Annotated in this window: 6 protein-coding genes and 1 tRNA gene; 5 read left to right on the top strand and 2 right to left on the bottom strand. The window is 63.1% G+C overall.

Features of this window, described 5'->3' with window-relative positions:
- The first annotated feature begins 223 nt into the window (after positions 1 to 223).
- The gene (locus P9273_RS04175) at positions 224 to 2,182 is read left to right on the top strand and encodes an acetoacetate--CoA ligase (RefSeq protein WP_278047747.1); all 1,959 of its coding nucleotides are present in this window, start codon (positions 224 to 226) and stop codon (positions 2,180 to 2,182) included.
- A gap of 238 nt (positions 2,183 to 2,420) precedes the next feature.
- Here P9273_RS04175 and P9273_RS04180 read toward each other — a convergent pair whose 3' ends face one another.
- Positions 2,421 to 6,461 carry a PAS domain S-box protein gene (locus tag P9273_RS04180; RefSeq protein WP_278047748.1) on the bottom strand — a complete coding sequence of 1,347 codons (4,041 nt, stop codon included), beginning with the start codon at positions 6,459 to 6,461 and terminating at the stop codon, positions 2,421 to 2,423.
- 260 nt (positions 6,462 to 6,721) lie between these two features.
- Here P9273_RS04180 and P9273_RS04185 point away from each other — a divergent pair, with 260 nt between their 5' ends.
- The 3 genes from P9273_RS04185 to P9273_RS04195 all read left to right on the top strand — a co-directional run bounded on the left by P9273_RS04185 (position 6,722) and on the right by P9273_RS04195 (position 8,470).
- On the top strand, positions 6,722 to 7,189 hold the full coding sequence (locus tag P9273_RS04185; RefSeq protein WP_041003269.1) for a phasin: 468 nt from the start codon (positions 6,722 to 6,724) through the stop codon (positions 7,187 to 7,189).
- Between the two features lie 340 nt (positions 7,190 to 7,529).
- A tRNA-His gene (locus tag P9273_RS04190) sits at positions 7,530 to 7,606 on the top strand.
- A 102-nt stretch (positions 7,607 to 7,708) separates the two neighbouring features.
- Complete coding sequence (locus P9273_RS04195) at positions 7,709 to 8,470, top strand: transporter substrate-binding domain-containing protein (RefSeq protein ID WP_278047749.1); 762 nt, start codon at positions 7,709 to 7,711, stop codon at positions 8,468 to 8,470.
- A gap of 127 nt (positions 8,471 to 8,597) precedes the next feature.
- Here the strand turns inward: P9273_RS04195 and P9273_RS04200 are convergent, their stop codons facing one another.
- Positions 8,598 to 9,629 (bottom strand): class I SAM-dependent methyltransferase, encoded by a 1,032-nt coding sequence (locus P9273_RS04200; protein ID WP_278047750.1) that lies wholly within the window; start codon positions 9,627 to 9,629, stop codon positions 8,598 to 8,600.
- 310 nt (positions 9,630 to 9,939) lie between these two features.
- Here P9273_RS04200 and P9273_RS04205 point away from each other — a divergent pair, with 310 nt between their 5' ends.
- Positions 9,940 to 11,913: a putative bifunctional diguanylate cyclase/phosphodiesterase gene (locus P9273_RS04205; protein WP_278047802.1), complete on the top strand. Its 1,974-nt coding sequence runs from the start codon at positions 9,940 to 9,942 to the stop codon at positions 11,911 to 11,913.
- Positions 11,914 to 12,426 lie beyond the last annotated feature (513 nt).

Here is a 12,426-nt window from a genome sequence, read left to right on the forward strand (position 1 = left end):
TGTAACCGAGCGCCGACGCTTTTCAAGTCTTTATGGCCTTGCGATGGCATTTGCGCAGCGGCGACCATGGGTCGCCGGAACAAAATCTTGCTCTGCTGCGCTGCAATATGCATAAGCGGGCTGCACGATCCCGATCCGCAATCGCGCGCCGTTTCTGGGACGATGGCATATGCGACGATGAGCTTAACTGGCTCGAACGCGACGCGCTTTGGGAGGAGCGATCATGGCCGCCGACACACCCTTGTGGACCCCGACGCAGGAGCGCATCGACGCAGCGCCTCTAACCGCGTTCATGAAGGCCGCGGAAGCAAAGGCTGCGCTTTCCTTCTCCGGCTATGCCGAACTCCATCGCTGGTCGATCGACAACCGCGAAGCCTTCTGGAGTCTGGTCTGGGACTTCTGCGGGCTTGTCGGCGACAAGGGCGAGCGCCACCTTATCGACGGCGAACGGATGCCCGGCGCCAGCTTCTTCCCCGACGCCAGGCTGAATTTCGCCGAGAATCTTTTGCAGAAGGCCGGCGGCGGCGAGGCCATCGTCTTCCGTGGCGAGGACAAGGTCGAGCGCCGGCTCTCCTGGAACGAGCTCCATGCGCTGACCTCGCGGCTGCAGCAGCTCTTCCTGTCGCTCGGCGTCAAGGCCGGCGACCGCATCGCCGCCATGATGCCGAACATGCCCGAGACCATCGCCGCGATGCTGGCGGCAAGCTCGATCGGCGCTGTCTGGTCGTCATGCTCTCCCGATTTCGGCGAGCAGGGCGTGCTCGATCGCTTCGGCCAGATCGAGCCGGTCGTCTTCATCGCGCCCGACGGCTATTGGTACAACGGCAAGGCGATCGAGGTGGCCGACAAGGTCCACGCGGTCGCGACGAAGCTTGCCACGCTGCGCAAGGTGCTGATCGTCGACTATCTCGGCACCTCTCAGGACGTGGCCGCCACCGTCGACAAGGCGACCGCGCTCGAAGATGCGCTCTCGCCCTTTGCGGTGAAGACCGTCAGCTTCGAGCGGCTGCCCTTCGCCCATCCGCTCTACATCCTGTTTTCCTCGGGCACGACCGGCATTCCGAAATGCATCGTTCATTCGGCAGGCGGCACACTGATCCAGCACGTCAAGGAGCATCGGCTGCATGCCGGCCTGCTCGACGGCGATCGCCTGTTCTATTTCACCACCTGCGGCTGGATGATGTGGAACTGGCTGGTCTCGGGTCTCGCTTCCGGCGCGACGCTGCTGCTCTATGACGGCTCGCCCTTCTACCCCGACGGCAATGTGCTGTTCGATTTCGCCGATGCCGAGAAGATGACCTATTTCGGCACCTCGGCGAAGTTCATCGATTCGGTTCGCAAGGCCGGTCTGAAGCCGATCTCGAGCCATGATCTGTCCAGCGTGCGCACCATCTCCTCCACCGGCTCGCCGCTGTCGCCTGAGGATTTCCGCTTCGTCTATGACGGCATCAAGAAGGACGTGCATCTGGCCTCGATCTCGGGCGGCACCGACATCGTCTCCTGTTTCGTGCTCGGCGTGCCGACCGAGCCGGTCTGGACGGGCGAGATCCAGGGCCCCGGCCTTGGCCTGGCGGTCGACGTCTGGGACGACAACGGCAAGCCCGTCCGGCAGGAGAAGGGCGAGCTTGTCTGCACCAAGGCCTTCCCGTCGATGCCGATCGGCTTCTGGAACGATCCCGAAGGCAAGAAGTATCACGCCGCCTATTTCGAGCGTTTCGACAATGTCTGGTGCCATGGCGACTTCGCCGAATGGACGGCCCATGGCGGCATGATCATCCATGGCCGTTCGGACGCCACGCTCAATCCGGGCGGGGTGAGGATCGGCACGGCCGAGATCTACAACCAGGTCGAGCAGATGCCGGAAGTCCTCGAGGCGCTCTGCATCGGCCAGGATTTCGACAATGATGTCCGCGTCGTGCTGTTCGTGCGGCTGGCCGCGGGCGTGACGCTGGACGAGGATCTGGAAAAGCGCATCCGCGCCAGGATCCGCACCGGCGCTAGCCCGCGCCACGTGCCGGCCAGGATCGTCGCCGTCACCGACATCCCGCGCACCAAGTCGGGCAAGATCACCGAGCTCGCGGTCCGCGACGTGGTCCACGGCCGCACGGTGAAGAACAAGGAAGCGCTCGCCAATCCCGAGGCGTTGGAGCTGTTCCGCGACCTGCCGCAGCTCGCGAGCTAGCGGTTAACAAAATATGTCCACCGAATTTACCTAGATTTCATGGGTGGTACACATTCGTAAATTTTTTTGGCTGCCGGTAAGGACTTGTTAACGGACGACCCCGATAGTCGCGTGTAACTTGAGGGAGAAATCCCGTTCCTCGCCCCTGAGGTTCAGCTCAAGCCCCCGTTGTGACAGCATCCCATTTCTCAAGGCGTCCTCCAGGACGCCTTTTTCTTTGGCGTGGCCTTCCGGCAGGCTATTCCGCAAGCACGCGCGTCGAAGGGAAGGCGACCTCGACCAGGGTTCCTTCGCCAGGCGTCGAGGTGATGGCGAAACGGGCGCGGTTCGCCTCCACCATGGCCTTGGTGAGGGGCAGGCCGAGGCCCGTGCCGTCGCCGCGTCCGCGCTTCAGCGCATTGATCTGCTTGAACGGCTTCAGCGCCTGCTCGATCTCGGCCTGGGTCATGCCGATGCCGGTGTCCCGCACGCGCATGACGACATCGCCGGAGGCTTCGTAAGCGGTCGAGACGATCACCTGGCCGCCGGCCTGGGTGTAGCGGATGGCGTTGGACAAGATGTTGAGGGCGATCTGACGCACGCTTCTCAGGTCCGCCACCACCTCCGGCAGCCGCGAAGCGAAGCTGGAGCGGATGATGACGCGTTCGCGATTGGCCTGCGGCTGCATCATCGCCACCGTCTCGGCCAGCGTGTCGTTGAGCGACACCGCCTCGTAATCCATCTCCTGCTGGCCGGCCTCGATCTTCGAGATGTCGAGCAGGTCGTTGACCAGGTCGAGCACATGGTTGCCCGACCGGTTGATGTCGCGCAGATAGTCGCGATAGCGATCGTTGGTGATCGGGCCGAATTTCTCGTCCACCATCAGCTCGGAAAAACCGATGATCGCGTTGAGCGGAGTGCGGATCTCGTGGCTGATGCGGGCCAGGAAATCCGTCTTTTGCGAGGAGGCGCGCTCGGCTACCGCGCGGGCTTGCGTCAGGTCTTCCTCCGCCCGCTTCCATTGCGTGATGTCGCGCACCACGGCGCAGAAGCCGCTGTCGTTGGGCAGTCTGCCGATGGTCATGAACAGCGGAATGAAACGCCCCTGCGCCTCGCGGCCGATGACCTCGCGGCCGTCATTCAACACGCTCGCAACGCCCGGCTCCGAAAGGCCGGCGAGATAGTCGCGCGCCGCACGCTGGCTTTCGATGGCAAACAGCGAGGCGAAGGGCTTGCCCGCGACCTCGTCGCTGTCGAAACCGAACAGCGCTTCCGCCGGCCGGCTGATCGAGCGGATATTGCCGTCGCGGCCGATCAGCACGACGCCGTCGGTGGCGGTGTCGATGATGGTGCGCATCTCGGCGATGCGCGACTTCAGCTCCGGCACGTCCGGCTGCAGCGCCGGTTCGTCATTGGCGGCGGTGAAATGCGCCGCGTCTTCCTCGCCGGATCGCCGCACCACCAGCATCAGCGCCTTGCCGCCGCGCCACGGCACCGAGCGCAGCAGCGCCTCGATCGGGAATTCCTGGCCCTGGCGGGTCTTGAGCTTCAGCGAGTGGTCGCTTTCGTCCGTCGCGGTGTCTTCGGCATAGGGATCGGCGAAGAGCGCGCCAAGGCCCCCCGCATCCGCGAGGTCGTCCAGCGCGTCGTAGCCCGTCAGTTCGAGGAACGCGTCATTGGCATAGTGCAGCACGTCGCCCGAATGGATGAGCAGCGGCACCGGCAGCCTGGCGAGGATGGATGTATCGGGCGCCTTGGCCTCTTCTCCGGTCGAAAACGCGGACGGGACAAAACCCGAAAGTTTCAGCGGCGGCACGTCGAGGCGCGGCCGCGCCTCTTCCGGCTGTTCTTCCGCCCTGGCGGCATCCGCGTCGGAGCCTGCCCAATCCCCATTGTCCTGCGCATCGCGGAAATCGTCGGCGGTCATGCTGTCGTCGTCGGCCGCCGCATCGAGGCCAGGCCGCCCGGCAGCCACCTGCTGCGCCGCAGGCTCTTCGGCCGGCTGCCGCGGTTCCGCGGCAGCATATTCGGCAGCCTGCCGGGCATCCTCTGCCTGCTCGGGCTGCGAAACCGGCGCGCCCCCAGTTTCGTCGGCGGATTTCTCGCCATCGGCATAGTTGAGCAGCGAGCCGGAAACGGCCGAGGTCCCGGTCTGGCTAGCGGCCTCCGTCTCGGCGGTGTCATCGATACCGTCGAGCCGCGCCAGGTCTTCCTGATCTTCCGCCTCGGTCTGCGCCTCAGCGGTCACCGCATCGGCCTTTGCGTCATCGGCTTCCGAGGCTTCCGGTGCGGATGCCGGGTTCGCTTCCCGCGTTGAATCGTCGTGCTCGACAGCGTCAGGCGGAAGCGGCTGGTTTGCGTCGGCTCTCGATGCGCTTGTCGGTTGTCTTACCGTCGCCGCATCCTCGCCGCCGGCGGTCGCATCGGGCTGCTTGTCGGCTTCGGCGGCACGTTCCTCGGCAGGCGCGGCGCTGTCCTTGCGCAACCGCTCGCCGATCTCGCGGAAGGCGCTGCGCTCGAGGACCGACAGGCTCCGCAGATTTGACGGCGTATCGGTTCCCGGCTGCTTGTCGTTGGCCGGCTGGCGATGCTCGGCCAGCCTTATCACCTTGTCGGCGAAGCGACGCTCCGGCTTGGGCACGATGGTCAGCGCCGGCACTTCGCCCCGGAATGGGTCCTCGGGCTTTGGCTGTTCCGGCGGCGTCTGCTCCGCCGCCGGCGGTTCGACCGACGGTACGGTCCCGCCGGAGGAGGTGGCCTCGGTCGGTGCGGCATTCGGCACCAGAACCATGCCGAGCGCTTCGGGATCGACCACGGCGTCGGCCGCGCGCGCAACGCCGAAACCGCGAAACCCTTCGAAAGCGCGGCTGCGGCCATAGACGGGCAGCGCCGCCAGATCGACGGGGATCTTCAGACCGGTTCCCGCCACCGGCCACAGCACCGAACGCCCGGACCAGGTATCGCGCCGGTCCAGCAGGCCGGCGATTTCGCCCGAGGCGTCGAGGCCGAAAGTGGCGGCGACATCCCTGAAGCGGCGGCCAATCACATCGGCGGCAGGCTGGCCGACGATGTTGGCGAATTCAGGCGACAGCGCGCTGAACCTGCCTTCGGCGTCGGTACGCCAGACGAAGCGCAGCGGCGGCGCGGAGCGGTCGATGTCGCGGGGCGGGGCCGGCCCGGCTGATGCGGCGGTTTCGCCGGCATCCCGCTCTTGGGCTTCGGTCGTAGCGGTCCCTTCCGGCGCGTCCTTCGCCGGCGTCACCGGTCGAGCATGCCCGGCATCCTCGTTGCCGGCATTGAAGTACCAATGGTCGTGCTGGCCGGCGCCGGCATCGGCGGCCCGTTGGCTGGAGTCGGCGGCGTCGGCCTGATGGTCGGCTGTGGGCTGCTGACCGGCCAAGGTCAGGCTGTCGGTGCCGGGTCGTGCATTGCCCTCGGCATCGTCTGGGGCCGGCTCGGCCTCTTCGCCAGCCGCCGCGGCCGGCACCGGCTTGTCCGGGGCGGACTCGGGCTCGACTGCCGGGCTTTCACCTGGCGGCGCAGCGCTAACGGTCTCCGGCGCTGCAGCCCGTCGATCGCTGGTCTGATCGCCTTGGTCGACGGTCGATCGATCTTGTTGGTCGCTGTCCGCACCGTCGAGCTGGCCCTCGTCGATCACGACCAGCAGATGGCGCGTGTCGGTAAGCCGCGCAAAACCGGCCGGGTAGGAGGTAGCGGCGCCAGGCACGAGGCGCTTGACGACGCGGTCGCCGCTGCTTGCCACATCCGCAACCAGGGCAGCCAGGGTTCGCGGCTCGATGCCGAGCGCCGCGAAGCCGTCCGACGCTGCCTCGACGTCGCCATGCGCGTCGACGAAGGCGATGAAATGAGCGGGTTCGGTGAAACCGCCTATGGCGCGGCTGGCGATCTCGCCGGCGCTGCGCGAATTGGTCTGCGCCGCCGGCACCGCCAGCAGGATGGCCTTCTCCCCATCAGGCATCGTCACGGCGCTGGCCAGGAAGCCGACGGCGCGGCTCACCATGCCGGTGGCCAGCCTCACCGTGATGGCGCGGTCGCTGCCGATATCCGGAAAACCGCTGGTCGCCATAATCTGCCGCCGGGCGATCGGCGGCAGCTGCGCCGAGGCGCCGATGATGGCTTCGATATCCGGATAACCAAACACCGACGCCCCCGGACCGTTCGCCCAGATCACCTGTTCGAGGTCGGCCGACAGAATGGCCAACGCGTCGCCCGCGGCAAAGCGCTGACGCACCGCATCGAGCACGGCGACATCGAGGAAGGAATAGTTTTCAGGCGGCATGCGCTGGCCGACCCTCCGAGCGGCATTTTCAGTTAACGCTTTGTTAATAAAAGCCCGCGGCCCGGAGGTCCACAAGCCTAGGCTTGCATCGGTCGAAATCTCTGGGCTCTTGGTTAACGACCCTTGCGGCTGACGTGCGGGAAGATTTTTATGGTGCGGTGCAACAAAGATGTTGCAATGCACAAAAAATCCTTTATGTTGCCATCATACATGAACGAGACGGCTTTCTGTCAAAGCCGCTATCCCGAAAAGGTTGGAAAATGTCCAAGACCACTGCCAAGACCGCCGCTGAGACCATCGAAAACGTCGAATTCCCCAGCTTCGACGCCTCCAAGGCCACCGACCAGATCCGCGCCTTCGCCGAGAAGGGCGTCGAGCAGTCGAAGGAAGCCTATGCCAAGCTGAAGAGCGGCGCCGAGGAGACCCAGAAGGTTCTGGAGTCCACTTACGAGACCGCCAAGACTGTTTCCAGCGACGTTTCGCTGAAGGCCATCGCCGCGCTGCGTGCCAATGCCGAGGCCAACTTCTCGCACCTCGAAGCCCTGGTCGGCGCCAAGACCCTTTCGGAAGTCGTCGAGCTGCAGACCGCGTTCCTGCGCAAGCGCGTCGAGATGGCCGTCGAGCAGGCCAAGGAGTTCCAGACCGTCGCCACCAAGGCGGTCGAGGACGTCTCCAAGCCTGTCAAGAGCGCCTTCGAAAAGGCGATGAAGGACGCCAAGGCTGCCTGATTTCGGCGCACAACCCTGCGATGCATCAAAACGTCGCATTTCGTCAGACAAATAGTCGTGCGATAGGGTTGAATAACCAGATACCCGGGGATGGAACCTCCTCCCTCCGTCTCCGGGGTGACCAGCCAGCACCTCCTCCCGCTGGCTCGGAACAGGAAAAGGCCGGCACCTCCTCCCGCCGGCCTTTTCTTTTGTCTTGACGAAAGGCGATGAGGAAACCCGTCTTTACCTTATCAAGGCCCTTGAATTAGAATCCGATAGCCCGTATTTGACGCATCGCCGAACGACAGGGCGGATCACGGAGAAAGACGCTTCACCTCGATCCAGCTCAGGCACGCGTGCCGTTGTAGCTCAGTTGGTTAGAGCACCAGATTGTGGATCTGGGGGTCGCTGGTTCGAGCCCAGCCAACGGTACCATCGCTTTTTCCCGTAAGTACCGGCGCTCAACGCCGGCAAATATGTTGCGCTGATCGACGACGTCGCAATCACTCCAAAACGAGAGGAAGTGATCGCTTTTCAGTGCCATACGCTGCGCTGTGCTACACCTTTGCGACATTGAAGGACAGCGACGTCGCAAAAGCCTTGCCGGCCGACGATAACATCTATTCCCTCGACAAAGCGGGTGAAGCAGACAAAGCGCTGGCCGCGGCCAAGGCAGCCCTCAAGGCCAAGACGATCGGCACCCTATCTGCCGGCATGTCGGTGACATTCGTGGATACATATCTGAAGGGCATTGCCCAGACCAAGCAGTACAAGACGCCTCAGGCCTTTGATCTGGACCTCGTCGCGAACCGCGTCGATGCCGTCATCGGCGCGAAAGACACGTTGCTTGGCGCCGCCAAGAAACCTGGCAACGACATGACGATCGCAGGTGCCTGTTTTGCCGGCGGCGTCGTCGGGAAGGGCGCCGGCGTCGGCCTTGGCAAGAGCGACCCGGAGTTGAAGGCGTCTCGTCGAAGAGCAGAAGCGGCGGCCGGCCGAGAAGCGCTGCGACGATCGCGGCCTTGGCTCGCGTGCCAAGCGAATATTCGGCGATCGGGCGGTCGATCCAGCGCCCGAGCTCGAGCCGCTCCAGGAGATCGCCGCTCGGCAGCTCGTCCGGCGCGCAGCCAAGGACCGAGGCGACGAGCTCGATATACTGGCGTCCCGAAAGCGACGCCAGGCACCTGCCCGCTTCGGCCAGTGGGGTCGCATCCCAGCTCCGGCTCAGGCTTCCCTCGGCCATCAGAACGGCGCGGTTGCGGAGCACCGGGACGGCCTCCACTACATGGGTCGAGATGATGGCGGCGTGCCGCCCGCTTGCGCAGAGCGCGGTGATGACGCGCTTTCACCTCCCAGGCGGCGACCGGATCGAGGCCGTTCAACGATGCGGTTCGCCGAAATCGTTTTCGCGCCACCGCCGGTTTTGCTATCCGCGCTTTTCGACCACGCCGTAGAGCACGTTGCGGTTCTCGCCGAAGAACACCTGCGCCTCGACCGTGTTGCGGTCGACGCTCGCATTGATGATGTTCCACATATCGGCCTCGGATCGCAGCAGCAGCACCCAGTCCATGAACGTTTCGCGGTATCCCGCGTCCGGATTGCCCTCGGCGTAGTTCGCAAACAGGAACGTGCCGCCGGGCTTCAGCATCTGCATGCATGTTTTCGTGAGTTTCGTTGCGACGTTGTGCGCAAGATAGTCGTAAAGGCCGGAGGCATAGATCAGATCGAACTTGCCGAGCTTGTGGCCCCTGGTGAGCACGGTTCTTACCGAGCCGTCGATGGCCTCGACCGCCGTGCCCTGGAATTCGCGCGCGATCAGGCCGACACTTTGCCGATCCTGATCGAGTGCAACCCATCGTTGGAGACGGCCTTCGGCCAGCGCTGCCGAATGATTGGCCTCCCGCAAATGGCCGGCTGCGATCGCCAGCACCTCGGTTTCCGGCCCCTTCCTGGCCGCGGTCTCATCGACATAGCGGGTCAGAAGATCGCGCCGTTCCCGTGCCGCGATGCATGATGGCACGTTCTTAGTATGGCTGTAGAGCGCCTTGCCAATTTCCGAGGCGTTCGCCACGCTGTCGGCCACGTGAGGGTCGCAATAGATGTAGTCGAGCAACTGCGCGTCGCCGGAATAACCCCTGGGCTTCGTGAAAGACCAGCGTGTCAGCGGGTCTTCGAGAAAATATTCCAGGACCGGATGAGCTTGCGCCACCGGTATTAATGCTTGCCAGACATCCGGGCGAAGTCTGGACCTCAGCCCATTGAGGTTTGACAGCAAGCGGCGAACGGTCTCGGCTGGGTTCTTGCCTTGTTCAATCTGCTGGCTGGTCGCGTGCAGGACGAGCGCAAGCTCGGCGCGTGCGGTTTCAAATGCTTCGCCACGAGGCTCTGGTTTTCGATGTAGATTGCCAGCAATCATCTCGGCTGTAATCAGGCTTTTGCCATCAAAGACGGTTCGCACGCGCCGCTCCATGGTTAACAGGCGGTTAACTTATTGCGTAGAATGCCCCCTTTGCCAATGTCGGGCCGAACGCATTTTAGCGATATGATTAATTTCCGGTTAACCATTTAGCATCTTTGGGCGTCTCGCGGCTCGGATTCCGAGTTCCAGTTAATGCAAACTTGTCCTGCGCCGTGCATCTGATGGCGTGGCAACGGTGTCCCAAGGAGTCGGCCCGCGTGAGGGCAGAAACCGGAAAGCAGCTCGCAATGCAAACCCCCTTTCAGCGGGGTTTGTTTTGAACGAGCGCGTCTCCTCTGCGTTGGCCGACATGGGGCATGTGGAAACAAACCCGCCTAACCACGAGCCGATGCCTGGCGAGCTCCGCGTCCTTTATCGGGCGGATGCCCAGGCGAAGCGAAGAACGGAAGCTAGGCCCGGGCTATGGATGGCCGTTGCCATCTATTTGATGTTTTCGGCAACGGATCTGCTGCTGATACCGGATGTGGCGGCCTACACCATCGTCGCCCGCTTCGCCGTCGGCATAACCGCGCTGCTGATTTTGGAAGAACAGCTCCGCCGTGGGGTCGCGACGGCATGGCTCGATTTGACTTGCGCCGGCGCCATCATCTTCGGCTATATCGGGTGGCTTTGCCCGGCCTTTACCGGCGCCGACAGGGAAAGCGTCGCCTACTACATGGTGTTCGGCACGATTTTCATGATGAGCGCCAATCTTTTCTTTACGTTCAGCTTTAGACTATCGATAGTCACGTCGACAATAATACTTCTCATACTGTATATAGTAAATTACCTTGTGCCGGCCACGTTAACATACAAGATGGTCTTCGGGACCTTCTACGTCTCATGCTTTACGTTCACGTCGTATGTGAACTGGAAGCTGAACGGAGAGCGTTACAACGTCTTTCTGAACGCCTTGGAGGCCCAAATCCAGCACAGGGAGGCCACAGAACGCGGCAAAGCTCTGCTGCGGCTATCGCGCACGGATCCGCTGACCGGGCTGCAGAACCGGCGAGCGATCGATGAGAAGCTGCGCGACTACTGGAGCGACTGGCAAAGGCTTGGCAACCGGTTCGCTGCCATTCTCATCGACGTTGATTTCTTCAAGAAATTCAACGACTGCTACGGCCATCAGGAAGGCGACCGTTGCCTGATCCATGTCGCCAACGCCCTTAGCGATCTCGTCAAGCAATACGACGCCTCGATCGGGCGCTTCGGGGGCGAGGAATTCATCGTCCTGGCCCGCATGGACAAGAAGGAGCGCGTCGCCGAGCTTGCGGAAGCCATTTGCCGCACGGTGGAGAACCTAGCGCTTACTCACGAGCTGCGGCGGGACGGCATCTCAGTCGTCACGGCGAGCGTCGGCGCCGCCTTCACCAGGGTTCAGGCCGGCGCCAAGCTGGAGAAGATCATTCACGAGGCCGATCGCGCGCTCTACCTGGCTAAGGCCGGCGGCAGGAACTGCGCCCGGCTGTTCGATCCGACCGATCCCCAGAGCAGCGACGAGAGCGAGAACATCGCGGCTTTGCTGAAAATCGCGATCGGCCAGAATCTCGTCTCACTCGTCTACCAGCCCATCCAGGATGTCGCCTCGGGCAAGGTCGAAGCGGTGGAAGCTTTGATGCGCCTCAAGATGCTGGACGGCACCCTGGTACCGCCAAGCCTGTTCATTCCCGTGGCGGAAAGAACAGGCGCCATCCTGGAACTCGGGCGCTGGGTGATAAGGTCGGTCTGCGCCGAGCTCCTGGCGGACGACCATATCGGCGTCGTCAGCGTCAACGTCTCTCCGATCCAGCTCAAGACGCCCGGTTTCGCAACGTCCGTCGCCAGCATATTGGGCGAGACCGGGGTTGCCGGCAGCAGGCTAGCCTTCGAAATTACCGAAGGCCTCGAGATGGAGATGCATTCGGACGTTCTGCGCTGCATCAGCGACCTGAAAGTGCTCGGGATCAAGATATGGCTCGATGATTTCGGGACGGGCTTCGCAGGCCTTTCGTGGCTTCGTCTCATCGATTTCGATACGGTCAAGATCGACCGCTCGTTCCTTCACGACTGCGGCACTCAGAAGGGTATGGCGATGCTCCAGGACATTGTCGCCTTGGTTCGAAATCGCGGCCCCAAAATCCTGGTCGAGGGGGTGGAAACCGACGAGCAGATGGCCCTCATGCGTGAGTTCGGCATCGACAAGGTCCAAGGTTATCGTGTCGGCCGCCCTGCTGTCGCGGCAAGCTTCCAGGCAAAACGGACCACCCAGAAACGCGCATTTACCGTGCTGAAGTCCGCATGATGAAGCAGGCGGCGCCGCTGCACGCCTCGCCCGGATTAGTGCACCAGCGTCCGCACCCGCTACCGCAGCTCGCGCGGGGTCACGTCCGTCTTTGCTCCTGGACGACCGATAAAAGCCGCCGTGCTGCGGCAGAGCCCACTCACGACGCGAATCACGGTTCCCCGCCGGTAGAGCGCCATGGCTGTGTCTCAGAGCAAGATTGTCCTGGATTTCATCTCAGGCCACACCTCGACGACGTCATGCGCGACAGCACAGGGGACCTGCGTGATTTGTCGATGGCATCGGTGAGGTCAGCACGGCAAATCCGGCGATCGGCAGATCTGACAACATGACGCACCATCGCGAGTTTCCACTCCCGACGCATCCGGATTGCGCACCTGAACTGGCGTCCCCGCCCTCCCTTCCAGGGCGCCTTCGGAGCGTAATTTCGCGTCCTGTTCATGAGCGGCATCCCTGACGGTTTGCGGCGTTTCGAAATACCAGACAGGCCGCCAAGCGTCGCAAGACGAACAG

Source organism: Mesorhizobium sp. WSM4935 (assembly GCF_029625735.1).
GTDB lineage: Bacteria > Pseudomonadota > Alphaproteobacteria > Rhizobiales > Rhizobiaceae > Mesorhizobium.

What these genes read in the sequence shown, in the direction of transcription:
- P9273_RS04175 (WP_278047747.1), top strand. Translation starts at nt 224, where the DNA reads ATGGCCGCCGACACACCCTTGTGGACCCCGACGCAGGAGCGCATCGAC.
- P9273_RS04180 (WP_278047748.1), bottom strand. Translation starts at nt 6,461, where the DNA reads ATGCCGCCTGAAAACTATTCCTTCCTCGATGTCGCCGTGCTCGATGCG.
- P9273_RS04185 (WP_041003269.1), top strand. Translation starts at nt 6,722, where the DNA reads ATGTCCAAGACCACTGCCAAGACCGCCGCTGAGACCATCGAAAACGTC.
- P9273_RS04205 (WP_278047802.1), top strand. Translation starts at nt 9,940, where the DNA reads ATGGGGCATGTGGAAACAAACCCGCCTAACCACGAGCCGATGCCTGGC.